General features: G+C 69.9%; 19 protein-coding genes and 2 pseudogenes. 8 read left to right on the forward strand and 13 right to left on the reverse strand.

The window, feature by feature from the left end; all coding sequences use genetic code 11:
• Window positions 1–188: 188 nt before the first annotated feature.
• Window positions 189–4,451: an FtsK/SpoIIIE domain-containing protein gene (locus tag FNH13_RS13795; RefSeq protein WP_165700120.1), complete on the forward strand. Its 4,263-nt coding sequence runs from the start codon at window positions 189–191 to the stop codon at window positions 4,449–4,451.
• Window positions 4,452–4,526: 75 nt separating this feature from the next.
• Here FNH13_RS13795 and FNH13_RS13800 read toward each other — a convergent pair whose 3' ends face one another.
• From FNH13_RS13800 to FNH13_RS13810, 3 genes are all read right to left on the reverse strand, one after another.
• Window positions 4,527–9,815: a cell wall-binding repeat-containing protein gene (locus tag FNH13_RS13800; protein WP_143783948.1), complete on the reverse strand. Its 5,289-nt coding sequence runs from the start codon at window positions 9,813–9,815 to the stop codon at window positions 4,527–4,529.
• Window positions 9,816–9,937: 122 nt separating this feature from the next.
• Window positions 9,938–10,423: a helix-turn-helix domain-containing protein gene (locus tag FNH13_RS13805; protein WP_143783949.1), complete on the reverse strand. Its 486-nt coding sequence runs from the start codon at window positions 10,421–10,423 to the stop codon at window positions 9,938–9,940.
• 101 nt (window positions 10,424–10,524) lie between these two features.
• A complete protein-coding gene (locus FNH13_RS13810) occupies window positions 10,525–10,941 on the reverse strand; it encodes a hypothetical protein (RefSeq protein ID WP_143783951.1) in 417 nt (138 codons plus the stop codon).
• Between the two features lie 93 nt (window positions 10,942–11,034).
• Between FNH13_RS13810 and FNH13_RS13815 the strand changes: the two genes are divergently transcribed.
• The 3 genes from FNH13_RS13815 (at window position 11,035) to FNH13_RS13825 (ending at window position 12,917) form a co-directional block, all read left to right on the forward strand.
• Window positions 11,035–11,505 carry a pyrimidine dimer DNA glycosylase/endonuclease V gene (locus FNH13_RS13815; RefSeq protein ID WP_143783953.1) on the forward strand — a complete coding sequence of 157 codons (471 nt, stop codon included), beginning with the start codon at window positions 11,035–11,037 and terminating at the stop codon, window positions 11,503–11,505.
• 66 nt (window positions 11,506–11,571) lie between these two features.
• Complete coding sequence (locus FNH13_RS13820) at window positions 11,572–12,648, forward strand: DNA polymerase III subunit beta family protein (protein ID WP_143783955.1); 1,077 nt, start codon at window positions 11,572–11,574, stop codon at window positions 12,646–12,648.
• Window positions 12,645–12,917, forward strand: a complete 273-nt coding sequence (locus FNH13_RS13825) for a hypothetical protein (RefSeq protein ID WP_143783957.1) — start codon at window positions 12,645–12,647, stop codon at window positions 12,915–12,917. The genes FNH13_RS13820 and FNH13_RS13825 overlap by 4 nt, the downstream gene beginning before the upstream one ends.
• Before the next feature lie 659 nt (window positions 12,918–13,576).
• On the opposite strand, the gene FNH13_RS13830 is transcribed toward FNH13_RS13825, so the two are convergent.
• From FNH13_RS13830 to FNH13_RS13845, 4 genes are read right to left on the reverse strand one after another with little or no spacing between them, the layout of a single operon-like run.
• Window positions 13,577–14,479: a hypothetical protein gene (locus FNH13_RS13830; protein WP_143783959.1), complete on the reverse strand. Its 903-nt coding sequence runs from the start codon at window positions 14,477–14,479 to the stop codon at window positions 13,577–13,579.
• A 7-nt stretch (window positions 14,480–14,486) separates the two neighbouring features.
• Window positions 14,487–16,010 carry a tRNA (N6-isopentenyl adenosine(37)-C2)-methylthiotransferase MiaB gene (gene miaB, locus FNH13_RS13835; RefSeq protein ID WP_143783961.1) on the reverse strand — a complete coding sequence of 508 codons (1,524 nt, stop codon included), beginning with the start codon at window positions 16,008–16,010 and terminating at the stop codon, window positions 14,487–14,489.
• A 23-nt stretch (window positions 16,011–16,033) separates the two neighbouring features.
• Window positions 16,034–16,849 carry a YoaK family protein gene (locus tag FNH13_RS13840; protein WP_202878785.1) on the reverse strand — a complete coding sequence of 272 codons (816 nt, stop codon included), beginning with the start codon at window positions 16,847–16,849 and terminating at the stop codon, window positions 16,034–16,036.
• Between the two features lie 33 nt (window positions 16,850–16,882).
• Window positions 16,883–17,488, reverse strand: a complete 606-nt coding sequence (locus tag FNH13_RS13845) for a class I SAM-dependent DNA methyltransferase (protein WP_143783963.1) — start codon at window positions 17,486–17,488, stop codon at window positions 16,883–16,885.
• A gap of 92 nt (window positions 17,489–17,580) precedes the next feature.
• Here FNH13_RS13845 and FNH13_RS13850 point away from each other — a divergent pair, with 92 nt between their 5' ends.
• Window positions 17,581–18,114, forward strand: a complete 534-nt coding sequence (locus FNH13_RS13850) for a DUF5709 domain-containing protein (protein ID WP_143783965.1) — start codon at window positions 17,581–17,583, stop codon at window positions 18,112–18,114.
• 4 nt (window positions 18,115–18,118) lie between these two features.
• Here FNH13_RS13850 and FNH13_RS13855 read toward each other — a convergent pair whose 3' ends face one another.
• Window positions 18,119–18,574 (reverse strand): PNPOx family protein, encoded by a 456-nt coding sequence (locus FNH13_RS13855; protein ID WP_143783966.1) that lies wholly within the window; start codon window positions 18,572–18,574, stop codon window positions 18,119–18,121.
• Window positions 18,575–18,591: 17 nt separating this feature from the next.
• Here FNH13_RS13855 and FNH13_RS19760 point away from each other — a divergent pair, with 17 nt between their 5' ends.
• The 3 genes from FNH13_RS19760 to FNH13_RS13865 are packed head-to-tail and all read left to right on the forward strand — an operon-like array spanning window position 18,592 to window position 21,313.
• Window positions 18,592–18,723: a hypothetical protein gene (locus tag FNH13_RS19760; RefSeq protein ID WP_267873002.1), complete on the forward strand. Its 132-nt coding sequence runs from the start codon at window positions 18,592–18,594 to the stop codon at window positions 18,721–18,723.
• The gene (locus tag FNH13_RS13860) at window positions 18,720–20,294 is read left to right on the forward strand and encodes a class I adenylate-forming enzyme family protein (protein WP_143783967.1); all 1,575 of its coding nucleotides are present in this window, start codon (window positions 18,720–18,722) and stop codon (window positions 20,292–20,294) included. The genes FNH13_RS19760 and FNH13_RS13860 overlap by 4 nt, the downstream gene beginning before the upstream one ends.
• A 26-nt stretch (window positions 20,295–20,320) precedes the next feature.
• Window positions 20,321–21,313, forward strand: coding sequence for an LLM class flavin-dependent oxidoreductase (locus FNH13_RS13865; protein WP_143783968.1), 993 nt, complete (start codon window positions 20,321–20,323; stop codon window positions 21,311–21,313).
• A gap of 72 nt (window positions 21,314–21,385) precedes the next feature.
• Here FNH13_RS13865 and FNH13_RS13870 read toward each other — a convergent pair whose 3' ends face one another.
• The 5 genes and pseudogenes from FNH13_RS13870 to FNH13_RS13880 form a co-directional block, all read right to left on the reverse strand.
• A complete protein-coding gene (locus tag FNH13_RS13870; RefSeq protein ID WP_228266410.1) occupies window positions 21,386–22,054 on the reverse strand; it encodes a regulatory protein RecX in 669 nt (222 codons plus the stop codon).
• A gap of 5 nt (window positions 22,055–22,059) precedes the next feature.
• On the reverse strand, window positions 22,060–22,620 hold the full coding sequence (locus FNH13_RS19845) for a hypothetical protein (RefSeq protein ID WP_407669982.1): 561 nt from the start codon (window positions 22,618–22,620) through the stop codon (window positions 22,060–22,062).
• A 171-nt stretch (window positions 22,621–22,791) separates the two neighbouring features.
• Window positions 22,792–23,652, reverse strand: a pseudogene (locus FNH13_RS19990) (intein-containing recombinase RecA); the annotation flags it as partial.
• A pseudogene (gene recA, locus FNH13_RS19995) lies at window positions 23,644–24,294 on the reverse strand (recombinase RecA); the annotation flags it as partial. The pseudogenes recA and FNH13_RS19990, both read right to left, overlap by 9 nt.
• A gap of 238 nt (window positions 24,295–24,532) precedes the next feature.
• The gene (locus FNH13_RS13880) at window positions 24,533–25,678 is read right to left on the reverse strand and encodes a PIN domain-containing protein (protein WP_143783970.1); all 1,146 of its coding nucleotides are present in this window, start codon (window positions 25,676–25,678) and stop codon (window positions 24,533–24,535) included.
• Between the last annotated feature and the right edge of the window lie 7 nt (window positions 25,679–25,685).

Below are 25,685 nucleotides of genomic sequence, written 5' to 3' on the forward strand. Positions count from 1 at the left end.
AGAGGTCCTCCCCGTGGGGCTCCAGATAACCGTGTGCCCACGACGAGGTAAACAGAATTGACACAGTCTTTACGGGACACAGGCCAAATTGTGGATAACTAGAGGTCCGGTCCCCTCCCTCTGGCTGCCGTCGGGTCCCTGTGGATAAGTCTCCTACGTGCCCCCGCTCAGGCTGCACCATCGGAGACGTGCAGCTGCGCATCTCTCTCGTCGACGGGCCGCGGATCCAGACGGTGAGCATCCGAGCGTCCCCGGGAACACTCTGGTCCGAGGTCGCCGCCGCGTTGCCCTGTCGCCTGCCCGGAGGGGACCTGGTGGTGGAGTATGCCGGTGCCTCGGTGCCGCTCACTCCTCACCTGCTCGTAGGGTCACCTCCACTGATCCACGGCGCAACCATCCGGCCGGCAACACCCGGGGGCCAGCTCGAGCGCCGCGCTCCGGTGCGCATCCGAGTCACCGCTGGCCCGGACGTCTCGGGGTCCTATCCGGTCAGGCCCGGCGGTCGACTCACGGTCGGCCGTGGCCCCTTCTGCGACATCGTCGTGGACGACCCTGGTCTCTCCCGCCACCACCTCACCGTCTCGACCACTCGGCACGGCGTCCTCGTGGAGGACGCATCGTCGACCAACGGCACCAGCCTCGGCGGGGTGCTGCTGCAGAGCCCCACCGTGTGGACACCGGGGGTGCCGCTGCGCGCCGGCGCAACCTGTCTCGAGCTGAGCCCTGAACTGGCCACGATGCGCAGGGGGCGCCCCGACGGCGCCGGCCGGGTCGTGGTGGCGCCCCGTACGCGCGACCCCGAGCCCCTGGTCGCCGTCAGTTTGACCACCCCTGAGCTGACCCTGCCCACGGCGCCGACCGCCCCGGCAGCACTGGGGTGGCTGCTGCCGGTCGCGGTCTCCGTGCTCCTGGCCGTTGTCCTGTCCATGCCGGCGCTCATGCTCTTTGGGCTGATGGCCCCGGCGATGTCGCTGGGTGGCTACGTCGGAGACCGTCGACGCTATCGCCGCGAGTGCACTGCGGCACGGGCAGCTCACCAGCGCTCGCTCGCCGATCTGAGTGCGGTGACAGATCAGGCGCTGAGAGCGGAGGCGCGGGTGCGACGGGAACGCGTGCCTGATCTGGCGCAGCTGCTGGAGCAGGCGCACAGCACCGGGGACCTGCTGTGGAGCCGGCGGGCCACCCGGCTGGTATGCCGACTCGGCCTCGGCCGCAACACCACCGCAGTCACGGTGGACGGCTCGGCGCAGCAGGCAGACCACCTGCCATTGGAGGTCGACCTCGACGGAGGTCTCGTGCTGGTCGGCCCGGCGGGGGTGACCCGTGCGCTCGCGCGGAGCGTGCTGGTGCAGCTCGCTGTGCTCCACGCCCCGAGTGAGCTCAGCATCGAGCTCATGCACCCCGAGCCTTCACGGCGCTCTCCTGGGCATGACGCCGAAGAGACATCCGCATCCACCAGTGGACCCGAGACCTCGTGGGACTGGCTGGCCTGGTTGCCGCACGCTGACGCTCCGGGCCCCGGCACACCACGGGCCAGCGTGTCCGTGCTCGACCTCACCTCACCTCATCCGGGGGTGAGCTCCCAGCCTCAACGGCCCAACCGACTCGTGGCGGTTGCCGGCGGTCCGACGTCCGAGAAGCCCCCGGGCTCCGCTGCAGACCAGCCATCAGACGTGCCGTGCTCCATCCCGATCATCCTGTGCCGCACCGTGGCCGAGGCTCCGGACGCCGCGACGGTGGTGACCGTCACCCAGGATCGTCTGGAGATCAGCAGCGGACGGCACCAGCTCAGCGCACGCCCCGACCTGCTCTCGCTGCCACGCGCCGTTCGGGCTGCTCGCGCCCTGGCGGGGCTCACCACAGGAGGGGCGGAAGGGGAGAGCAGTGGCCTGCCTGACCAGGTCGACCTCGGCTCCATCGTCCCGGTCCCGATCGACTCCGCCACCCTCGAACGCACGTGGCGCGCCAACCCCCGCACCACCAGCTTCCTGCTGGGCATGGGGCCGACTGGCGAGATCTGGCTGGATCTGGCACGGGACGGGCCACATGCTCTGGTGGCCGGCACCACCGGGTCCGGCAAGTCCGAGTTGTTGCGCACGCTGGTCACCTCGCTTGCGCTAGGCAACCGGCCAGACGAGCTGGTCATGGTCCTGGTGGACTACAAGGGTGGATCCGCCTTTGCCGAGGCGTCCGCCCTGCCGCACGTGGTGGGTCTCATCACCGATCTGGACCCACACCTGGCCGACCGGGCACTCACCTCGTTGACCGCCGAGCTCAAACGGCGCGAGCGCATCCTGGCCGAGGCAGGGGCACCCGACCTCCCGGCATACCAGGCTCTGGGCAGTGAGCAGCGCCTCGCCCGACTGGTCCTGGTGATCGATGAGTTCCGCGCCCTGGCCGAGGAGCTGCCCGACTTCTTGGACGGCCTGGTGCGCATCGCCGCACTGGGACGCTCCCTGGGGGTCCACCTGGTGCTGGCCACGCAACGACCCGGTGGGGTGGTCTCTGCCGACGTCCGGGCCAATGTCAACCTGCGGATCGCGCTGCGCGTCCGGGACGGCTCAGACTCCTATGACGTCATCGACTCCCCGGCTGCAGCCGACCTCCCTGAGGGGATCCCGGGCCGGGCCCTGATCCGCACTGGCGCCTCCCCGGCCCGGCTCGTGCAGGTCGCCAGCGCCTCGTCGGCGCACCGCGCCGGCGGTGTGGGAGCCGGACTCCGGCTCAGCGTGATGTGCGTGTCCGACGTGTGGGCTCCGGACCTGCACGAGAATGCCGGGCAGTCAGGGTCGGTGTCGCAGTCGGTGTCGCAGGTGGTGTCGCAGGTGGTGTCGCAGGTGGGGTCGCAGGTGACCGACCAGGAGACCACCCTGTCGTGCGCCGCAGGAGCAACGGTCCGTGCCACGCAGCTCATCGGTGCCGTGCCCCCGCCCTCCCCGTGGCTGCCGGGCCTGCCCGCCCTGGTCACCCTCGGGGAGCTCAGCTCAGGCCACGACGACGGCACCCAGATCGAGGTCCCGCTGATGCTGACCGACCTCCCGGCCCAGCAACGCCAACCGGTTCACTGCTGGCGGCCTCTGACCGACGGGCACCTCGGGGTCGCCGGGGCCACCCGCTCCGGGCGCAGCACGGTGGCACGCACCGTGCTCGCTGCGCTCCTGGCACGAGACTCGGCGGACACCCATGTCTATGCCTTCGACCTCGCTGGCGCGCTCGGGCCCCTGGACCAGTCAGTCCAGGTCGGGGCGGTGCTGGGCGCCCGTGACGTGGTCCGCGGCCGCCGGGTGATCGACCATCTGGGCACCCTGGTGGCCCATCGACAGCAAGCACTTGCGGCGCACGGCCTGACCTCCCTGCAGGAGCAGCACAGCACCGGTGACGACCCGTGGCCGCTCGTGCTCCTGGTCATCGACGGGTGGCCACGGTTCGCCGAGCTCTATGGCGAGACGGACCGTGGTCGCCCCCTCGAACAGATCCTGCAAGTGCTGCGCGAGGGTCAGGCCGTCGGAGTGGTCGCCGTTGTCACCGGTGACCGCTCGCTGCTGGTCGGGCGGATCGCGCCGCTCCTGCCCGAGATGTGGGCGTTGCGGCTCAGCGACAACTCGGACCTGCTCATGGCCGGTCTCACCCGGTCACAGGTGCCCGCGACGATGCCCCCAGGTCGGGCGGTCCGACTCCGCGACGGTGTGGTGGGTCAGGTCGCCGTCGTCGGGGCCGACGCCGACGGCGCAGCGCAGGTGGCAGCCCTCACCAGCCGGCTTGGAAACGGGCCATCCACCGGCCCACCTCGACCGACCGCCTTCCGCCCACTGCCACGCACCGTGCCCCTGGACGAGATCACCGGAGCATCGGCAGGTGTCCTGCTGCTGGGAGTCGGTGGTGACGCGGCCGAGCCCGTCGGGCTGCCACTGCCACCGTCCGGCAGCATGCTGGGTGTCGTGGGCCCTCCCGGCAGCGGACGGACCACGACCCTGCGGACCTTGGAGGCCGCGGCCGGGACCCTCGGGTGGTCTGTGGTGCAGGTGAGCCCCGACCACCTTCGGGACCCCTCGACGCTGCGCTCCGCCCTGCACCAGAGCAGCGACCCGACCCACACCAGCTCAGCACCCACCGGTGCGCACAGCGTGCTGGTGACGGTCGACGGGATCGACCGCTTCGCGCAGACCACCGTCGAGGACACGCTGCTCTCCTGGCTCGAGGAGCCTGCCCCGACCGAGGGGTGCAGCGGACGCCTGCTGGTCATGACCGGCGGTCCCGAGGACTTCGGAGGCTTTCGCGGCCTGGGAGCCCGCGTCCAGCGCGAGCGCACCGGCATCGTGCTCCAACCCTCCGCGCCCACCGACGGGGCGGCCCTGGGAGCCACCGTCCCCACGGGCGACGAGCCGTTGCCCGGCAGGGGCGTCCTGGTCGTGCGCGGAGTGTGCACGGCGCTGCAGGTGGCACACGTGTGAGACCAGGGCATGGCTCCCCGATGCCACCACCCGCCCCTGGCGCGCGACCCGTCACACGCCAGGGGCGGACGCGCCCTACTCGAGAGTCCGGAGCCTGCCCACGACCTGCTCCGACACCATCTGCTTGCCGCCCATCACATACACGGACTCCGGGTCGAGGCGGTCCAGCTCGCCCCAGGTCACCGCGGGCACCGCGTTCTGCTTGACCAGCAGCAGCGGTGCGTCCCAACGGCCGGCGAGCGCCGCGGCGGTGACCGCGTCCGGCCAGGCCGTCCCGTTGGAGACGAAGGCGAAGCGGGAGGTGTCGTGATCGCCCGAGATCAGGGTCGCTGTCTCATAACGGTCACCACCGGCCAGGCGCTCGACCGTGCCATAGCCGCCCAGCGTGCTCACCACCTGCCCTGAGACGGCCGTCTCGCCGCCCAGCACCCGGATCGTGGTGGGTGACAATCTCTCCAGCTCGGCGATCGTGGCGTTCGGCACGGAGCCGTGTCGCACCAGCAGCACCGGCGCATCGAGGGCACCCGCGCGTGCCGATCCGGCCAGTGCGTCCGGGAAGTCCGCTCCGGTGGCCACATAGACCACGTCGGCACTGGTGAAGCTGCCCGAGATCGCCGCGGCGGTCTCATAGCGGTTGGCGCCGGACCACCTCACCACGCTCGCGCCGGTGACGGCCTTCACGTCCTGCAGGACGGTGTTGGAGATCGCCATCGTCCCACCGAGCACGACGACCCGGTCCGGCTGCAGGCGACGCAGCTCGTCCGCGGTCACGTTCACCAACCTGTCCGACCTGGTCAGCAGGACCGGGGAGTCCTGGCTCCCGGCCGCAGCCGCTCCGGTCAGCGCGTCCGGGAAGTCCGTGCCAGTGGCGAGGAAGACCGTGTCCAGACCCGGCTCGTAGTGGGAGGACACCGCCACGGCCGTCGCGTAGCGGTCAGCACCGGACAGTCGCTGCACGTCGGGGTGGATCGGCACCGGCGCCTCGCACTGCGCGTCGAGCAACTCAAAGTCCTGCACGGTGACCAGCCCTCGCGGGATCGCCATGACCACCGACTCCGGGTAATACCCAGCCTTGAAGGCCGAGATCTCCAGCTCCCCGACCCGGGTGTCGATCCACCGCGCGTAGGCGCCGTCAGCATCGGTCACCAGATACCACCGAGGCTCGCCCCCGTCCGTGGGGACCAGGGTCACCGCGGCTCCGGGGAGCGGAGACAGGTCGGCGTCACAGGACTCCGCACTGACCGTGCCCATCAGCTTGCCCCAGGCACTCGGCGGGAGAACCTCCATCGTGACCGGGACCTGCGGGTCGGTGCCTGGCAGGCCGCCGAGCACCTGGATCCCAGCGGTGTAGGTGCCAGGCTGCGGCACCGCACCGTCGGTGGTGACCTCGACCGTCCACGACTCACCCGGCTCGAGCACCGTGCTCGTCTCGGACAGGGACAGCCAGTCGACATCTGCACCGGCCGAGCCGCAGTCGTCGAAGCCGGGCAGGTACTCCACCGCATCGGTGGGGACAAACCCCGCGACATCGCCACCAACCCGCACGAAGCCGCACGCGGCACCGCCGCGGTAGGCCGGCGTGTTCGGGTTGGGCAGGTCCACCCACTCGTCGGCAGCAGGGTCATACCCCAGCGCCTCGTTCGAGATGTCACCGTTGACGATGCCGCCGGTGACCACCAGCATGCCGTTCGCGACGGCATACGAGCTGCCCCACCAGGTGAAGGGAGCCTCCGCGACCTCGGACCAGGCGTCTGCTGCCGGGTCGTAGGAGTAGGTCGCCGCGTAGTCGGAGGCGTCGCTGACCCCGCCGGTGCAGACCAGGGCCCCGCCCAGGCCACCGCAGGAGAGGAACGCTGCCTCGACCGGATAGTCGGCCACCTCCAGCCACTGGTCGGAGCCCGCGTCGTAGGCCGTCACGGCCGAGCTCATCGGCACACAGTCGCCCGTCGAGCAGCCGCCCACGGAGTAGAGCAGGCCGTCCAGGACCGCCTGCCCCGCTCCGGACACCGCCGACGGGTTGTCAGCCACCTGGGACCACGCGTCCGACCCAGGGTCGTAGGCATAGGTGCGGGCGCTGGTGCTGCCGTCCTCGCTCCACCCGCCGCTGACCACGATCTGCCCGTTGACCACTCCAGCCGTGATCGCGGACAGCGGCTCCGGAAGTCCGGCGACAGCCGTCCACGACATGGTCGGTGCGTCATAGCGGAAGACGTCGGCGGTGCCGGCGAAGCCGTCGGTGCCGCCGATGGTGAACCACTCCCCGTCGAGGTTGACGACCCTGTTGTCCATCACCTCGAAGGGGTAGGACGTCAGGTCGGTCCACGGCTCCTCCGCCGGTCCGGCGGGCTGCCGCTGCGCCGGCTCGGCCGCAGCACGTTCCGCTGCTGCGCCGTAGGAGACGTCAGCCTCGACCGTGCGCAGCGGTGCCCCCGGTCCGAGATCACTGGTGTCCAGTCGGCTGCCGTCGGCACGCAGCATCTCGAACCCTCCGGCGGCCTCCCGCAGCTCGACCTCGGCCGTGCCGTCGCCGGCGTTGGTGACGGTGAGCTCGACGGTGTCCGCCTCGCCCAGCATCACCTGGGTGTCGATCTGCTCAGGGTCCACCTCCAGCATGCCCGCGCTGAGCTGGAAGTCGGCTCGGACGGCGCCGCCGTCCGGGACGGCGACGTCCTGGGTCTCGGTGCTCATCCGGCGGGCCGTCGCCTCGAACGGGTGCGTGCCGGTCAGGGTGCTGAACAGCCAGTAGAACCCGTCGTCCAGGTGCTCGTCGGCCGGGGTGTCGACGGTAATGCCCCGGTCCTGGAGGGCCTCCACGCTGGTCACGGTGGCCCCGCGGACCGGGTCGCCGGTCAGCGTGGAGGAGACGTTGCCGACCACATAGCCACCCGGCTGGTCCGGCAGGCAGGCATAGTTGCCGACGAAGACGTCGTCGACCTGCCACATCCAGCCCCAGGCGGCCTCGTAGTGGAACCTGACGCGCACGTCGGACATGTCCGCGACGACCGGCACCTCCAGCACCTCCTGCACCCCCTCGGACTCACCAGCGGTGTAGATGGTCGTCCAGCTGGCGCCACCGTCATGGCTGACATCCACGTCAGCCCGGTCGCCGACCGGCAGATAGAAGTGCCGGAAGCTCAGCACCGGGTTGCCCATGTCGCTGAGGTCGTATGACGGACTCACTAGCGAGGTGTCCTGCTGCCCCTCCGGGCCGTAGTAGTCGCTGTCGACGACCGCGAAGCCGCCCTCGCCGCCGGTCATGTTGCCCCAGAAGTTGAGGTCCTCAAAGACCCAGACCTGACCGTTGCCGATGTCGTCCACGACCGTCCAGCCCGGTGGCGCTGTCGGCTCGTCAAACGTCTCGGTCACCCCGTCGTGGTGCGGCGAGTAGCCGTTGGCGACACAGGAGATCGAGTCGACCACCAGCGCGAAGTTCTCGACGGCGTCGCCACTGAGCTGCGCCTCGCGGGTTCCCTGCTGGTAGCCGGGATACTGCGCGTCGACGACGACGACCACGTAGGTGTCAAGGGGAATGTCGAGGCTGTAGCTCCCGTCCACCGGGTCGGTGAAGGTGGCCAGGGTCGTGCCAGAGATGCTGACCCTGGCATAGAGCGGGAAGCCGTGGCCCGACCCGTCGGTCACCGTGCCGGACAGGGTGCCCGTGGGAGCTGCCTCGAGCTGCAGGTTGAGCGCCACGGTGCCCTCCGCCGGGACGCTGACGGTCGTCGTCTGCGAGATCCACCCGAACTTCTCCGCCGTGACGGTGTAGTCACCGGCCAGCACGCGGACACGGAAGGCCCCGTCGGCGCCGCTGATCACGGTGCGCGTCTGCGGGCCGGTCAGCGTCAGCCGCACGGCAGGAATCGGGTCGCCACTGGTGGCGTCGGTGATGGTCCCCTCGACCGTGCCGACATCACCGACCGGGGCGGCCAGCACCAGCTCGAGGGCGTCCAACCGGCCCTCGCCGTAGACGTTGTTGTCGTCCTCGGTGCCGCCGCACTGCAGGTCCGGGGCATCGCTCGCCGTCTCGTCCAGCAGCTCCTTGGTGCCCGCCACGTCGCCGATCATCGCCGGCGAGGCGGACCACATCAGCGCGATCGAGCCGGCCAGGTGCGGAGCAGCCATGGAGGTGCCGTCAAAGATCTCATAGGCGTTGCCCGGCACGGAGGAGCGCACGCCCTCTCCGGGGGCAGCGATGTTGGGCTTGGTCTCCCCGTTCTCCCCCGGGCCGCGGCTGGAGAAGTCGCTGATCTCGCGGGCGGAGTTGTAGGCCCCGGTGGCATAGGTCATCTGCATCAGGGGTGGGCTGCGCAGGGTGTCGCACGACGGGCCCTCGTTGCCCGCCGCCCACGCGCCGAACATGCCGGAGGCCTCCCAGGCCGCCAGGATGTCCGGCATGAAGGGGTCCGTGAGTCCGGGCACGCCCCAGGAGTTGTTGATGATGTGCGGACGCATCGCCGGGTCCGGGTTGGCACCCTCCAGGTCGGTGGGGGCCAGGAACCACTCACCGGCGGCGAAGAGCGAGGCATCGCTCCAGTCCGTGCCCGCGGCGATCCAGTGTGCCCCGGGCGCCACGCCGATCTGGTTGTTGCCCCCGTCGTCACCGGTCATGGTGCCGACGGTGTGGGTGCCGTGACCGTCATAGTCAGCCGGCTCGTCCGGGGAGAAGTTGGCTCCGTCGAACCAGTTGTAGTCGTGGCTGAAGGTGCCGTCACCGTTGGTGCCGCGATAGCTGTTGACCAGCGCGGGGTGGTCAAACTGCACACCGGTGTCCAGGTTGGCGACCACGATGTCCTCGCCGAGCACGCCGACGTCGGACCAGACCTGGTCGGCCTTGATGTCGGAGATCCCCCACTCGGTGGCCAACGGGCCGACCTCGGTCAGGCTCCCGGGACGGTGATCCGGGGGCTCGTAGTCCCGGGTGGGGTAGATCCCCTCGACCCCGGGAAGGGCGGCCGCCTCACGCACGGACTCCTCGTCGCCGGCCCGGACCAGGACTGCGTTGGTGATCAGGAAGGGGGTGTATGCCGTCCCGCTCGCGTCGAGCTCGGCCCGCAGCCCAGCCTGGCTCGCCTCCGCCGTCTCCGCGAGGGCGTCATAGACCGCCTGGCCGCGCGCGTCCCAGTCACTGATCTGCTGCATCGAGCCCAGGTCCGGCCGTGCGTCGAAGCGCACCCAGTAGTCGGCCCGGCCCCGCTCCTCCAGGTCAGCCAGGACGTCCGCGCTGACGACGGTGTCGTCGGACGCGGGGGCGCTGCTGAGAGGCCGTGCATCCGCCTGTGCTGCGCCCGCGCCCATCGTGGTGACCAGCAGCGCAAGTCCCGCCGCCGCAGCCGTCCACCCCCTCCCCACCGTTGATCTGCTCATGTGCCCGCTCCTGTCCCCGTGACCGGGCCACTGATAGCCCGGATGACGGCACCGTAGGGCGGATCAGACGGGCTCCGCTACGGACTCACTGGGGCAGTTGTGGGGCAGTTTCCCGGACCGGCTCAGGGGCCGTCGATGAGCCTCAGTCCGCGACCTCGGACCGCCTCGATCTGGACGTTTGCGTCGGCCATGAGCAACTTGCGACGCAGCCGCTTCAGGACCGCGCGGACCTGGGACCCGTTCCCCACGAACGAGGTCCCCCAGACCTGCTCGCTGAGCGCGAGCAGGCTCCACACCGAGCCGGTCGGTGTGAGCAGGCACCGCAGCATGGCGTGCTCGAGCGGGGTGAGCCGGACCAGGTTTCCCGCCACCAGGGCGCCGTCGGGCAGCAGCTGCACCCCCGGCCTGCTGGTGGCCACCGGCCGCGCAGCCGTGACTCCTCCGGCACCAGACCCCAGCTTCTCCAGCGCCTCCCCCTCGGTGGCCACGCAGTGCACCGCGACACCAGGCGGCACACAGCGCCGCAGCCGATCGCGCTCACCAGCATCCGAGGAGACGATCAGCACGATCGTCGCCGACGCGGCGTCTGGGTGCGGCAAAGGGTGCACGGCACGATTCTGGCCCGTCCGACGGGGATGGGTCCAGCACTTCTTTTTTCCGACCGGTCCTGCGCCCTCCTGGTGACCACGTGTGAGCCGAGGGCGACCTGTCAGGGCCTGGCGCCCCGGCTGACCGCCGAGCCGTCCAGGGTGCCCATCAGGAACGTCGAGGCGATCGTGGCCACCGCGCCGATCAGCACCGCTGCGGCCAGCCACGGTGAGGCGAACTGGAACATCGCGATCCCGAGCGGCACGAGGATGACGTTGAACGCGATGGCCGGCGCCTGCGCCCGTGGGTGCCGGGTCCACAACCCCACCGTGGCGTAGCCCAGCCCGACGACGAAGACCAGCATCGTCACCGCGGACATCAGCACGATCATCGGGTCACTGCCCTCGCCGAGCACCAGCTCGACCAGATAGAAGACAGCGAAGCCCGCGATCGCCACCACCTCGGTCCCCAGGAGCACGGCGGCGACGCGGCCGAGCAGCAGCTCACGGTCGGTGGGTGGGGACGAGGCTGCAGGCATGGCGCAAGGGTAATCGCCGAGCCCGCACTGGCCTCGCCCGGTGGCCTAGCGCACTGGCGTCGCCGGGTGGCCGGGCGCCGGTAGCCTCACCGGGTGCGCCTCTGGTCTCTGCATCCCCGCTATCTCGATCGTCCCGGGCTGACGGCCGCCTGGCGAGAGGCGCTCCTGGCCCAAGCGGTTCTGGCGGGACGGACCCGGGGCTACACCCAGCACCCGCAGCTGGCCCGGTTCCGCGACCGCGAGGACCCGCTGGCGAGTGTGGGGGCCTTTCTCACGGGCGTGCGGGAGGAGGCCACCGCCCGTGGCTACCGTTTCGATCTGGCGCGCGTGGACCGCCCGCTGGTCGACGCCCTGGCCTGGGCTGACTGGGCCGGGCGTGTTGCGGTCCCGGCGGGGCAGGTCGCCTACGAGTGGGACCACCTCATGGGCAAGCTGCGATCCCGCAGCCCCGAGACCGCCGAGGCCTGGGCCGGGCTGTCCGCGGCCGACGTCGAGGTCCACCCGCTGTTTGCCGTCGTCCCCGGGCCGGTTGCCTGGTGGGAGCGTCCACATCCGGCACCGTGACCGGCCACGCCGCTGCCCGGCGAGCGCCTTGACCCTCAACCTGGTTGAGGGCGCACAGTAGGGGGCGTGACCGACCACCACCGCGAGCCACGGCTGCTGCCCATCGGCGAGCTCTCCCGGACCAGCGGCCTGACCGTCAGCGCCGTGCGCTTCTACGACCGCGAGGGCCTGCTCGTCCCGGCAGACGTCGACCCGCAGACCGGCTACCGCCGCTACTCCCCCGCGCAGGTCCGGGTGGCCCGGCTCCTGGCGGGGATGCGACGAGTCGGCATGCCGGTGGCCGAGATGGCCGCGGTCCTGGAGGCCCTGCCGGACACGGCGGCTGCCGTGGACCTGCTGGATGCTCATCTGCGGCGCCTGGAGGATGGCCTCAGCGACGCCCGCCGCGAGGTGAGCAGGCTCGGCGGGCTGCTGACCAGCGGCCCTGAGGGGGCTCTGGAGCTGACGGTCGAGGCGAGCGCGTTGGCACGCGCCATCGACAGTGTGCGGTACGCAGCCTCCGCCGACCCCGACTTCCCGATGCTCTGCGCGGTGCTGCTCGAGCCGCATGCGGGTGGGCTGCGGCTGATCGCCACGGACCGCTACCGCCTGGCCGTCGCCGAGGTGGACGGCGCCCCGGGAGGCCACGACAGCAGCCGCCGGTCACTGCTGCCGACCGCCCTGGTCGACCGCGTACGCCGGGCGCTGTGGGAGTCGACGACGACCTCGAAGCACGACACGTCGACGGCCGCGACCTCCCCGGTGACGCTGCGCCTCTCGCCCACCGGCTTCTCGGCCACCCTGGTCAACGGCACTCACCTCGAGGGCGACGCCCTCGACCTGGACTTCCCGGACTATCGCAGGCTGCTGCACGACGAGGACCCCGGCCAGGTGAGGGCCAGGACCGTCCCGGTCGCCGACCTACTCGCGGGTCTGGCGACACGCTCCGAGCCGCACGTGCACCTGGACGACACCGGGGTGACCGAGTCCACCGGCCAGGGGCTGCTGGTGGACCGAGCCTTCTTGTGGGAGGCGGCCAGCACGGTGGGCGCGGGCTATGCCGTGCTGCCCGCCGACGGCGAGATCGCCCCGCTGGCCCTGCGCTCCCCGGACGGCGCGCTGGTGTCGCTGGTCATGCCGATCCGGCCAGAGCCCGCGCCGTGAGCGTGTTGCTGCACGTGTGCCGGGGGTGTCGGCACCGGGAGACCTCGCACCACGGTGGCGACCGTGGCTACACCGCCTGCGCCTGCTGCCGTGGGGCCGGCGACATCGACCCCGAGCCGGTGCTGGTGCAGACCTGGGCGTTTCCGGACTGGGAGCCGGAGACGCTCTACCGCCCCGGCTCCCCGTGGAACGCCGGGACCTCCCACCGTCTCGAGCTGTGTGCCTGCTCCCGCTGTTTCAGCCGGTTCACCGAGCTCGGACCGGGCTGAGCCCGCCGCGGTCGCCTGCCTAGACTCGCTGGCATGGACCATGAGGATCTGCTCGACCGCGCCCACCTGGTCGCGCTGGCACATCACGACCTGGTCACCGCGGCACTGGGTGCCGACCGGGTGCGCGCGGTGTGGCTCACCGGGTCGACCATGCTGCGGGACCTGACGGTGGACTCGGACATCGACACGGTCACGCTCCTGGACGGGCCCGCGGACGCCGACGATGCACCCGCCCTGCGGTCCGTGCACGCCGCCCTGGCCGAGAGCTTTCCCGGAGTGCGCTATGACACGACCTATCTCGACATCTCTGAGCTGGCCGAGCCACCGGAGACGGGCCGGGAGCTGCCGCAGAGCATCGATGGGGAGCTGATCCTGGACCGACCCGGTGGTGAGGTGCACCCGCTCACCTGGTTCACCCTGCCGCACGCGGTCCGGGTCGCCGGTGACTATCCCGGGGACGTGGAGATCGCCGCCGACCGTGACGCGGCGCAGACTCACAGTCATGACAACCTGCGCAGCTATTGGAGTGACCTCGCCCGCCGACTGCGGCACTCGCTGGCCGAGCGCCGCGCCGAGGACCTGGTGGACACCCCGGAGACGCTGCACTGGGTCGTCCTCGGCGCCCCCCGCCTGGCGATGTTCCTGGACCCGGGGGCCAGCTATGGCGGCCCCATCCCCTCCAAGAGCGAGGCCGGTGCGTGGGTGGTGGCGCAGCATCCGGAGTATGCCGAGCTGGCCACCCAGGTCCTCGCCTCCCGTCGCGGCGAGACGGTGGAGTTCACGGTCGGTGACGTCCTGGTGGCGGCCGACCTGGTCGAGGCGCTCGTCCCACCGGCCCCGGCATCGCGCTGAGCCCTCAGGCCTGCTGAAGCGTCCGGGTCTGGAACGAGTGGTCCGTGCAGGCCTCGCCCACGGTGCCGGCGGTCGACGACGATGCCGCTGAGGTGGGGCACGTCGGTGGCCAGTAGGTGCATCCCGCCAACTCCCCGCAGGGCACCGGCGCTGTCCCGCAGGCCGAGCCACAGCTCCGCGAAGCCCCACCCCGGGAAACCCTCGAAGTCGGCATTGTGCTCCCTGCCGAAGTCCTCGATCTCAGCAGCGTCCCGGGCATCATCGAGCTCGACGAGGTGCACCTCGGATGAGTCGGCCGCGGTCCGAGCTGCCTCGTCCCTGATCGACGGCGCAGTGTCAGTGGTCAGGAAGTCCCAGCGGCCCGATCCCCCGAGGCTCAGTCCGGCGGGCGCCTGGAGTGCGCGTCCCGGAGCGGTGGAGAACCACTCCAGCACCGTGTCCGGGGCCCGGGCGAGCAGGGCGCTGAGCGCTGCGGACTCTGCGTCGGCGGGGGCACCGGGGTGCACGAAGGCACCGCCACCCCAGTGGCCCGTCGGCCGCCACGGGTGCAGCACCGCCCAGCCGTGCTCGCCCACCACCGCGTGCGCCTGCGCGCCCACCGCGAACGTGACATAGGGGTCCGCGCCACTGACCTCCAGCAGCTCGGCGCGCCCGACCGGACGCCAGGTGATGACCGGCCCCACGTCCTGGGCAGCAGGACCGCGGCGCACCGGTGGGTCAGGACACCGCGCACGGGGCGGTGGTGACCTCCGGGGTGGCCGGTCGACCGATGGACGGGATCCCGAGACTGACCGCCGGGCGACCCGAACCGGGAGTGTCCTGCAGCGCCTGCCAGGCGTCCCCGCCGCGGGTGCGGCGCACAGCATACGGTCCGCCCTGCACACCCGAGTCGGCGACCAGGTGATGGGGTGCGCCATAGGTGACCGCGACGCTGACCATGTCGCCCGGCCGGGGGACGACGCCGCCCTCAGGCACTGCGAAGTGCACCAGCCGGTTGTCCCGGGCCCGACCGGACATGCGCTGGGTCTCGGCGTCCTTGCGGCCCTCGCCGGGGGACACCAGGACCTCGACCTCACGGCCCTCGATCGCACGGTTCTCGGCCCAGGAGACCTCCTCCTGCACCTCGATGAGCCGGTCGAAACGGTCCTGCACGACCGCCTTGGGCACCTGGTCCTCGAACTCGGCGGCCGGGGTGCCGGGCCGGATGGAGTACTGGAAGGTGAACGCCGAGGAGAAGCGGGAGGCCCGGACCACCTCGAGGGTCTCCTGGAAGTTCTCCTCCGTCTCGCCGGGGAAGCCGATGATCAGGTCGGTGGTGATCGCCGCGTCCGGGATCTGCTCACGGACCTTGTCCAGGATGCCGAGGAACTTCGCGCTGCGGTAGGAGCGACGCATGTCCTTGAGCACCTTGTCGGAGCCGGACTGCAGCGGCATGTGCAGACTCGGCATGACATTGGGCGTCTCCGCCATCGCGGTGATGACGTCGTCGGTGAACGCCGCCGGGTGCGGGCTGGTGAAGCGCACCCGCTCCAGTCCCTCGATCTGCCCGCAGGCGCGCAGCAGCTTGCCGAAGGCAAGACGGTCGCCGAACTCGACGCCGTAGGTGTTGACGTTCTGCCCGAGCAGGGTGATCTCGACGACCCCCTGGGCGACCAGCGCCTCGATCTCGGCGAGGATCTCACCGGGCCTGCGGTCCTTCTCCCTGCCGCGCAGCGCCGGGACGATGCAGAAGGTGCAGGTGTTGTTGCAGCCCACGGAGATCGACACCCAGGCGGAGTATGCCGAGTCGCGCCGGGTGGGCAGGGTGGAGGGGAAGACTTCGAGGGACTCCAGGATCTCGACCTCGGCCTCCTTGTTGTGCCGGGCCCGCTCCAGCAGCACCGGCAGGGAGCCGATGTTGTGCGTGCCGAAGACCACGTCGACCCACGGTGCCTTGGACACGATGGTGCTGCGGTCCTTCTGCGCCAGGCAGCCACCCACCGCGATCTGCATGTCGGGGTTGGCCAGCTTGGCCGGCCGCAGCTGGCCGAGGTTGCCATAGAGCTTGTTGGCTGCGTTCTCCCGCACCGCGCAGGTGTTGAACACCACGACGTCAGCCGTCCCCGGACGCTCCCCCTCGGGGAGACTGGCCAGCTCGACATACCCCGCGGTCTCCAGCAGGCCCGAGAGTCGCTCGGAGTCGTGCACATTCATCTGGCACCCGTGGGTGCGCACGTCATAGGTCTTCACAGCAGTGTCCATAGCACCCACAAGGGTAACCGCGGTCAGCGCCAGCGCCGGAGCCGGCGGGCGCGGCGCACGTCGTCGACCACGGGCAGGGTGCCCGCGGCGAGCAGGACGAGGGCAAACGGGATCACCGTCGGATAGCCGATCCAGATGTAGCCGAGCGCGCCGATCACCCCGCCGACGAAGAACAGCAGGACCAGGATGGTCAGCAGTGCCAGCTTCGCGGGGTCGTGCTCCACCGGCGGGGTCCCGGCGCGGCGGTTGCGATAGGTCGCCTTGCCCAACTCGATGCCGATGTCGGTGACCATTCCCGTGACGTGCGTGGTCCGGATCCGGGCACCGGACACCTTGGTGATCAGCGCGTTCTGCAGTCCCATGACATAGCCCAGCACCGCGATGATCAGCAGCTCTGCCCCGGCGGCGTCGAGGCTGTTGGCCAGCAGTCCGAAGAGCAGGATCAACAGGGACTCCAGGACCAGCACGATCGCGAACCGTCCAGAGGTCTCCCGCCGACGCATCCAGTTGAACAGGATGGCTGTGCTCGCGGCGCCGAGGATGAAGGAGACGACAGCGGTGCTCGGCGGGAGGATCAGCCGCCACTCGCCCGCGGCGACGTGGTCGGAGACCGTGGCGGTCATGCCCGTCATGTGCGAGGTGTAGATCGCGACCGCGACGAAGCCCACGGCGTTGATGGCACCGGCGACAAAGGTCATCACGAAGGCGAGGTGGCTGTTGCCGCGCTCGCTGCGGGTGGCACCGGTCAGCTGCCGGCCGTAGGCCCCCACCGCCTCGCGGTGGCGCAGCCGGGCCGGCTCGAGGTCGTGCGGCTCGGGCTCCGGAGGCGACTGCATCATGGCGTGCTCACCGCACCGCGCCCAGGACAGCTCTCACCGCTGCGCGACGGCGAGGAAGACGGAGTATGCCGTGCCCTCCTTGTCGATGGAGCCACAGTCGGAGATCGTCACGTCGGTGAACCCCGCACGCTGCAGGCTGTCCGCCAGCTCGGACCGGTCGAACCCGTGGTGGCCACCGAAGTCGTGATCGTGGAACGAGCCGTCCTCACGGTCCAGGTCGGCGATGCACACGTGCCCGCCCGGTCGCAGCAGGGCCGCGAAGCCGGCCAGCACCCGCGAGAGGTCCTGGACATGGTGGAGCACCAGGGAGCTGACGACCAGGTCGAACTGTTCCTGCGGCACCGGGTCCTGCTCGAGGTCCAGGTCCCAGACCTGTGCGTCGGGCAGGGCCCCGTCGTCGATCTTGCGCTGCATGACGGTGCGCATCCCGGCTGAGTTGTCGGCGAGCACGATCGGACCGACGTGCTCCCGCAGCGCCTGGCTGACCAGGCCGGTTCCTGCGCCGTACTCCAGGAGCCTGGCGCCGTGCGGCACCGGGATCGCCGCCACGAGGGCGTCGGCGACCTGCCGGGCCCGCAGGACCTTGGCCGGGTCGGTGTCCCACTCTGCCGCTCTGCTGTCGAAGTGCTCGCTCGCCATGCGGCCCAGCCTGCCACGGCAGGACGCGAGGCGAGCACTCCCGTGTGGGTCTAGGGTCGGAGATAGCCACCCGGCAACGAAAGGAGTCCGCGATGAGCGACCAGCCCAATCGGGAGAACCTCGATGGTGAGTACGGCACCTACAGCCTCGACGATGAGGACCAGCTGCAGCCTGAGGACACCCTGATCGGCGACCGGGACCCACTGGATGTGGGATACCAGACGCCGGACCGGCTGCACGGCTCGATCGCGTGGGGCACGACCGCCGAGGAGGAGCGGACCGACGAGACCATCGAGCAGCGCATCCTGCAGGAGGTCCCGGACCCCGACTCTGCCTACGGGGCCCCGGACAACGAGAGCGGGATGGACGTTGAGGGGCGGGTCGGGGGCGACGACCAGGACTCGATCCCGGCTGACCGGGACTGGCTGGGCGAGTCCGACGAGCCGGTCACCAAGCTCGTGGCCCCGGACGAGGGTCAGGGCGAGGACTCCGAGAAGGACATGGTGGCGCGCTCGACCGGCAACCCGGACTCATCCCCCGAGGGTTCAGCGATGCACTACGTCTCTGACGACACTGACGACGAGGTCAATGACGACGAGGGCAATGACGACGAGCTCGAGGACTGAGGTCCTACCTGCCCTTCTCCTGGGTCTGATCTCCTGGGTCTGACATCCCGGACCAGCCGGTGACACCGGTGATGCGCAGCACCAGCACCCGCACAAACGGGTGCTCGGCATACTGCGGATAGGTGGCGGCCAGTCGGTCAGCCAGGGCGGTCTCGGTGGGGGCGGGTGGGTCGGCCTCGAAGCGGAGGTTGGCGCGCACCCACCACAGGGCGGACCAGTCCAGCCGGTCCCAGTGCTCAATCACCAGCGTTGCTCGCGGGTCGGCGCGCAGGTTTCGCTCCCGCTGCAGCAGCGTGGAGGCCTTGGGCTTGACCCGGTCGATCGGGACTCCGACGAAGCCGTCCCACGCGGCATACACCACCGGGACGGCGTCGACACCACGCTCCCGATGCACCGTGGCCAGGACGCCGTGGTCGCCGGCCCCCAGCATGGTGTGGGCCTGCTCCGCTGTGATCCGCATTACACTACGATGCCGTCATGCCCGCCCCCGCGCACCTTCTGGCCCTCGTCGCCGAGCACCGGCGCGACCCGTTTGACGAGCACCTCCTCGGTCCGATCGGTGAGCACCGGGTGGTCACGATCTGCGAGCACTGTGGAGCACGCCGATGAACGTTTCCGCGTGGCTGGCGCGCAACGCGCGGCAGCGCCCCGAGGACCCGGCGATCGCGGAGGGCGAACGGGTGCACGCGACCTGGCGGGACTGGGCCGGGCGTTCGGCCGCGCTCGCGGGTGGCCTGCGCGGCCAGCTCGGGCTGGCGACCGGGGACCGGGTGGCGATCGTGATGCGCAACCGTCCCGAATATCTCGAGGCGCAGTTCGCGATCTGGCAGGCCGGGCTGGTGGCCGTGCCGGTCAACGCCAGGCTGCACCCCGAGGAGATCGCCTACGTCCTCGGACACAGTGGGACAGCGGTGGTCGTCACCGACACCGAGCACGCTGAGGACGTGACGTCACTGGTCGGCACCGTCCCCTCGTTGCGCACGGTCGTGGTGGCCCCCGGCAAGGACTGGGACCGACTGCTGGCTGCCCCGGATGGTCCCCGGATCGACCGCCGCCCGGAGGACCCTGCCTGGTTGTTCTACACCAGCGGCACGACCGGTCAGCCCAAGGGCGCCACGCTGACCTTCCGCAACCTGTTGATGGCCTCGCTGAGCTACTTCGCGGACATCGACCCGATCTCCTCGCGGGACAGCATCCTGCAGGCGGCGCCCCTGTCCCACGGCTCCGGGCTCTATGGTCTGCCACACATCGCCCGCGGCGCCACTAGCGTCCTCCCGGTCTCCGGTGGTGTGGACGGCGCGGAGATCGCGGCACTGCTGGGCCGGTGGTCCGGGATGTCGCTGTTTGCCGCCCCCACCATGGTCCGGCGCCTGGCCACCGACCCGGACCTGGTGAGTGCCGACCTGTCCAACCTGCGCACGATCATCTACGGCGGCGGACCGATGTATCTCGCGGACCTGCAGCACGCCCTCGGTGTCTTCGGGCCCAAGTTCTCCCAGATCTATGGCCAGGGCGAGACCCCCATGACGATCACCGGGCTGTCCAAGGCTGACCATGCGGATGTGACCCATCCGCGCCACGAGCAGCGGCTGCAGAGCGTCGGGACGCCCCGCACAGATGTTGAGGTCCGTGTCGTGGACGAGCAGGATCACGACCTGCCGGCCGGGGAGATCGGTGAGGTGCTGGTGCGCGGCGACGTGGTGATGCCGGGTTACTGGGAGGCTCCGGAGGCGACGGCCGAGGCCCTGCGCGGCGGCTGGCTGCACACTGGGGACGTCGGCGCGTTTGACGAGGACGGCTATCTCACGCTGCATGACCGGTCGAAGGATCTGGTGATCAGTGGAGGCATGAACATCTATCCCCGGGAGGTCGAGGAGGCGCTGCTGCACCACCCCGCCGTCGAGGCGGTCGCGGTGACCGGACGGCCGGACCCGCAGTGGGGAGAGTCGCTGGTCGCGTTCATCGTGCCCGCTGCGGGTGCTGAGCCTCCGACCCCGGCTGAGCTGGACGCGGCCTGTCTGGAGCGCATCGCTCGCTACAAGCGCCCCAAGGACTACCGTTTCCTCACGTCGCTGCCCACCAACAACTACGGCAAGGTCGTCAAGCGCGAGCTGCGTGACCAGCTCCGCGCCGAGGCCGAACCACCTCAGGACCACACCAGCTCAACGCACGGCCCGTGATCATCCAACCCTCTAGGAGACCCGCAATGAAGCTCGCTCTCTACCTGCCCAACTTCCGCGAGAAGGTGACCGTCCAGGAGTTGTCGGACCTCACCGACCTGGCCGAGGAACTCGACTTTGACTCCGTCTGGACCCTGGACCGCATCGTCGTGCCCGAGGCCTCGGACCGCGGGGAGCTGCAGCACTCCTTTGGCATGATCGAGGGCTTCCCGAAGCAGTTGCCGGTGTCCTCGCGCGGTGAGTGGCTGCAGGGCTGGCCGCTCCTGCCGTGGCTCGCCGCCAAGACCACCACGCTGCGGATCGGCATGAGCATCACCGACACCCCCTACCGTGCACCGGGTGTCCTGGCGACCGAGCTGGCCACCATCGACCACCTGTGCAACGGGCGGCTCAACGTGGGCATCGGAGCCGGCTGGATGCCTGAGGAGTTCGCTGCGGCCAGCGTGCCGCACCTGTTCCCGCGCCGCCACGCTCACGTGCGCGAGACGCTGGAGATCATGCAGGGCATCTGGACCAACGAGGTCTTCGAGTACCACGGCGAGTTCGCCGACTTCGAACCCTCAGGCTTCGGGGCCAAGCCGGTGCAGAAGCCGTTCCCGCCGATCTTCTTCAGCGGCCTGAAGGACCCGGCGCGGTCGGCCAAGCGGGTCGCAAAATATGGCCTGTCCGGCTGGATCGGGATCCAGGACTCCCCGGAGGGACTGGCCACCTGGCGCACGGCCATCGCCGAGGAGCTCGACAAACTCGACACCGAACGCTCCATCGACGACCTGGAGATGTCGAGCATGATCTGGTTCACCATCACCGACGAGGACGTCGACCAGTCGGATCAGGGCAAGGGCACCAACCTGCTGGTGGGCAGCGCTCGGCAGATCACCGACCGGCTCAAGAGCTACAAGGAGGCCGGCATGACCATGCCGATGCTGTGGCCGCCCTTCCAGGACGTGCCCGTCTCCAAGACCATGGACGACATGAAGCAGCTCAAGAACGAGATCATGCCGCAGGTCGAGGACATGTAGCCCACACCGGCTCACACTGCGCGACCTGTTCCCCGCTCACCCACTGACCCGAGGCCGACCTGCGGCCTCGGGTCAGTCGCGCTGGTGCTCCGGCAACCCGTCGAGAGCCTCACGGATCACCCGGAAGGTCAGGCTGCTGTCGTAGCCCTTGCGGGCCAGGAAGCCGGCCAGCCGTCGGGTCTGGACCTGCCGGTCGAGGCCACGCATCGTGCGCAGCCGCTTCTCGACCAGTGCCCGGGCTCGATCGGCGTCCTCATCGGGGTCGACGTCAGCCAGGGTGTCCTCGATGATCTGGTCAGCCACGCCCTTACGACGCAGCTCCTGGGCCAGCGCACGCGGGGCCAACCCGCGGGTCTCCTGCCGGTTCCGCACGAGCATGCGGGCATAGGCCTCGTCGTCGACCAGGCCAACCTCGGTCAGCCGGTCGAGGACGACCCGTGCCACGTCGTCCTCGCAGCCACGCTGGCGCAACTTGTCCTCCAGCTGCTTGCGACTGCGTGGCGCCATCGTCAGCTGGCGCAGGGCGATCTGGCGAGCCACGTCGTGCGGGTCCGGCTCGGTGTCCCCTCGCGCCTGCTCGGGAACGTCCCGGTCGCGCGCGCCGACCCGGATTTCGTCCTCGCTGGCCTCGTCCTCCCTGGCCCGGTCCTCGCTGGCTTCGTGCTCAGCGGCCTCGAGAGCCCGGCGGGCCTGGGCCAAGCGCTCGCTCGGCCCGGGCCCGCCCGGTGAACTGTCCGTCATATCGATCAGAAGTTGACCGAGACCTCACCCGTCCGCGGGTCGACGCCAGCGGGCACCGCGCGGTCATCGCCCACGGCCGCGAGCTCGGCGTCGATGACGTCCTCACCCTCGGGGCGCGGGCCCACACCGAGCTTGGTCTTAATCTTGTGCTCGATCTCGTCGGCCAGGTCCGGGTTGTCCTTGAGGAACTGCCGGGCGTTCTCCTTGCCCTGGCCGAGCTGGTCGCCCTCGTAGGTGTACCAGGCACCGGCCTTGCGCACGAAGCCGTGCTCCACGCCCATGTCGATGAGGCCTCCCTCGCGGGAGATGCCCTGGCCGTAGAGGATGTCGAACTCGGCCTGCTTGAACGGCGGGGAGACCTTGTTCTTGACGACCTTGACGCGGGTCCGGTTGCCGACCGCGTCGGTGCCGTCCTTGAGCGTCTCGATGCGCCGGACGTCCAACCGGACGGAGGCGTAGAACTTCAGCGCCTTGCCACCCGTGGTCGTCTCGGGGCTGTTGTGCACCATGACGCCGTCCACGAAGTAGTTGTGAGTGCCGTCGACCTCGATGTCGAACCGGTCCATGGACCGTGTCTGCGGCGTGATCTTCACCTCGAGCACCCGGTTGGGAACCAGGACGTCCCGGGGCTCGACGAACTCCGGCTCCACCGCGAACTGACCGCGCAGGCGGGGCGGCAGCTTGTAGTCCATCGACGGGTGGACGTAGGGGGCCACGATCTCCTGGAAGCGCGCTGACCCCGCCGTGGTCATCTGGAGCACGGCCTTCTGCGCCGCGCCACGGACCTTCCACCCGCACTCCACGCCGTGCTCGTCGCGCAGGTAGTCCACGAGGCGATCCCGCGACCCGGGGCTCATCGACTCGACACCGAACTCGACGCTCCCGCTCCCGCCGGCCGTCCGCACCTGCGCCCCCTTGCTCCGGACCGTGAAGCAGCCGTCGTCCATGAACCACACGGCCAGCGCCAACGGGGTCAGCGCCTTCAGGTAGTCGGTCGTGATGTGCTTCTTGCCGTCGCCGAAGTAGACGACATCCCGCAGCTCACCGAGCTCGGGCAGCGCCTGGAAGTCAACGTGCACGGCACCAGTCGGTTGGATCGTGCGCGAGTGCCCGATGTTGCCCAACATCGAGACCTTCCAGTCCAGGTAGTCCACCTGCTCGGCTCCGTGTCCCAACCGGTAGCGGACTCCCGAGCGGCCACGGGTGTTGGGCTCCAGGTGCCCATCACCCATGAGGCCACCCAGGATGGTCTGCCATTGGGTGTCGCTGAGCCGTGCGGTCTCGGATGCCATCACCCGGTCTCCGGCGATCAACTCACCGGCCTCACACCAGCCGCCCGGGGTGCGCACCAGGTGGTTCTCGGTCGCTGCGAACTGCGAGCGGCCATTGCCGCCGGACCGGGCGACAGTGAACTGCAGGAACCGCTCGGTCGGACCGTTGTTGAACCAGTTGGTGACGGGGCGGTTGACGATGCTGTTGGTGGCGGGGTCGTAGGTGCGCACCTCGACCGGCAACTTCTGGTTGACGATCTTGCCGATCTTCTCGGTCGTGCCGTCCGCGAGGGTGACCTGGGTGCTGTAGGAGAAGCAGCCGAACATCACACCGATCTTTTCGCGCAGCTGGTTGATGAAGATCGCGGTGGTGCCGGTCGTGCTCAGCGCACCGGTGATCTTGCGCAGCGCCTGTGACATCAGGCGGGCCTGAAGTCCAACGTGACTGTCGCCCATCTCGCCCTCGATCTCGGCGCGGGGCACCAGCGCGGCCACCGAGTCGATGACGATGACGTCCAGCGCGCCGGAGCGGATCAGCATGTCCGCGATCTCCAAGGCCTGCTCACCGGTGTCCGGCTGGCTGACCAGCAGGGCGTCGGTGTCGACGCCGAGATTCTTCGCATACTCCGGGTCGAGCGCGTGCTCCGCGTCGATGAAGGCCGCGATGCCACCGGCCTTCTGCGCGTTGGCCACGGCGTGCAGCGCCACGGTCGTCTTTCCCGAGCTCTCCGGTCCATAGACCTCCACCACACGACCTCGCGGGAGCCCGCCGATCCCGAGCGCGACGTCCAGTGCGATGGAGCCGGTGGGGATGACGGCGATCGGCGGACGGATGTCATCGCCCAGGCGCATCACCGCACCCTTGCCGTGAGCCTTCTCGATCTGGGCAAGGACCGACTCGATCGCCTTGCTCTTGTCCCCGTGGATCTGCTGCACCGGCGAACCGGGCTTGCTGGGTCGTGCTGCCATATCCTGCTCCTTCGCACTCGTGGGTGGGCGCGCCTACCGGCGACCGACCGCGGCGTGCCCGACCCCCACTGGGTCGCGTACTCATCCGTGTCTTGTCAGACGCTAGATGCCCCCACCGACACTCCCCCGGTCACGACCAAACCTGTGGACGGAAGAGGTGTCCCGCAGGCACCTGTGGACCACAGTAATCGAAAGTGTGTGCGACTCCCGGCGACACGCCCACGACGTGGCGAGAGGCTCAGGAAGCTACCGACTCCAGCAGGTAGTCCTTGTCAACATCGCTCCAGTCGAGGGCGATGACCCCCTCTGTGGCAGCTGCCCGGCTGAACTGCAGGAAGGAGCGGTAGCCCAGCTTCTTCTCCGAGAAGCCGGGCTCCTTGCGACGCAGCTGGTCCTTCAGTCCGGACAGCGGCACGCTCTCCTGCCCCTTGGACAACTCCTCCACCACCGAGCGCAGCAGCGCGAAGGCCTCGTCCTTGTCACCGGTCTCCGGCAGCAGGATCTCGGGGTCTCCCTTGGCGGGCCCCTGGGACAGCTCGATGACATTGCGGTCGGCCAGGTGGCGCAGCAACTCCCCGAACGCGCGGAAGCCGTAGTCCGCCTCGCTGAATGTCGGGTCCTTGCGCACCAGGGTCCGCTTGAGCACCGACGCGGTGATCTCGCCTCCCTGGCTGCTCTGCAGTCCGCTGAGGGTCTGGGCGACCAGGACGGCCAGGTCGGGCTGCGTGGTCTCCTCCGCGGTGACCTCCTCGACATCCTCTCCGGCGGCTGGCTCGGCGGCTGGCGCTGCGACCGGGTCCGACCCCGAGGTCTTGTCGTTCTTCTTGCCACGGCCGGACTTCTTGTCACCGGCTGAGCTGCTCCCACCAGAGCGTGCCCTGGCTGCCGCCACCTCCTTGGCCGGCAGCGGCTCCACCCCTTCGAGGTTGTCGTAGTAGAGGAACTCATCACAGGCCGGCGGCAACATCTTGGAGGTCGAGTCCCGCACCCCGAAACCGATGACCTTCTTGTCGAGCTCGCGCAGCTTGAGCACCAGCGGGGTGAAGTCGCTGTCCCCGGTGCAGATGACGAAGGTGGAGATGTAGTCCTTGGAGAAGGCCATCTCGATCGCGTCCACGGCCATCTTGATGTCGGCGGCATTCTTGCGGGAGGCACCCATCCGTTGGGTCATCTCGATGAGCTCGACCTGGGCCCGGGTGAGCATCCGGCGGTCCTCGTCAAAGTAGGACCAGTCGGCATACGCCCGGCGCACCACGACCCGCCCCCGCTCGGCGAGGGCGTCGGTGATCGGCTTGAGCTCGAACTCCCCACCCAGGTGGTCCCGCGCGCCGAGCGCGAGGTTTTCGTAGTCCAGGAACATCGCGATGCGCTCTTCGTTAGCCACGCCCCTA

It is taken from the genome of Ornithinimicrobium ciconiae (assembly GCF_007197575.1).
Taxonomy (GTDB): domain Bacteria; phylum Actinomycetota; class Actinomycetes; order Actinomycetales; family Dermatophilaceae; genus Ornithinicoccus; species Ornithinicoccus ciconiae.

What these genes read in the sequence shown, in the direction of transcription:
- FNH13_RS13800 (WP_143783948.1), bottom strand. Translation starts at nt 9,815, where the DNA reads ATGAGCAGATCAACGGTGGGGAGGGGGTGGACGGCTGCGGCGGCGGGA.
- FNH13_RS13865 (WP_143783968.1), top strand. Translation starts at nt 20,321, where the DNA reads ATGAAGCTCGCTCTCTACCTGCCCAACTTCCGCGAGAAGGTGACCGTC.
- FNH13_RS13860 (WP_143783967.1), top strand. Translation starts at nt 18,720, where the DNA reads ATGAACGTTTCCGCGTGGCTGGCGCGCAACGCGCGGCAGCGCCCCGAG.
- FNH13_RS13850 (WP_143783965.1), top strand. Translation starts at nt 17,581, where the DNA reads ATGAGCGACCAGCCCAATCGGGAGAACCTCGATGGTGAGTACGGCACC.
- miaB (WP_143783961.1), bottom strand. Translation starts at nt 16,010, where the DNA reads ATGGACACTGCTGTGAAGACCTATGACGTGCGCACCCACGGGTGCCAG.
- FNH13_RS13840 (WP_202878785.1), bottom strand. Translation starts at nt 16,849, where the DNA reads ATGATGCAGTCGCCTCCGGAGCCCGAGCCGCACGACCTCGAGCCGGCC.
- FNH13_RS13845 (WP_143783963.1), bottom strand. Translation starts at nt 17,488, where the DNA reads ATGGCGAGCGAGCACTTCGACAGCAGAGCGGCAGAGTGGGACACCGAC.
- FNH13_RS19760 (WP_267873002.1), top strand. Translation starts at nt 18,592, where the DNA reads ATGCCCGCCCCCGCGCACCTTCTGGCCCTCGTCGCCGAGCACCGGCGC.
- FNH13_RS19845 (WP_407669982.1), bottom strand. Translation starts at nt 22,620, where the DNA reads ATGGACCGGTTCGACATCGAGGTCGACGGCACTCACAACTACTTCGTG.
- FNH13_RS13870 (WP_228266410.1), bottom strand. Translation starts at nt 22,054, where the DNA reads ATGACGGACAGTTCACCGGGCGGGCCCGGGCCGAGCGAGCGCTTGGCC.
- FNH13_RS13810 (WP_143783951.1), bottom strand. Translation starts at nt 10,941, where the DNA reads ATGCCTGCAGCCTCGTCCCCACCCACCGACCGTGAGCTGCTGCTCGGC.
- FNH13_RS13855 (WP_143783966.1), bottom strand. Translation starts at nt 18,574, where the DNA reads ATGCGGATCACAGCGGAGCAGGCCCACACCATGCTGGGGGCCGGCGAC.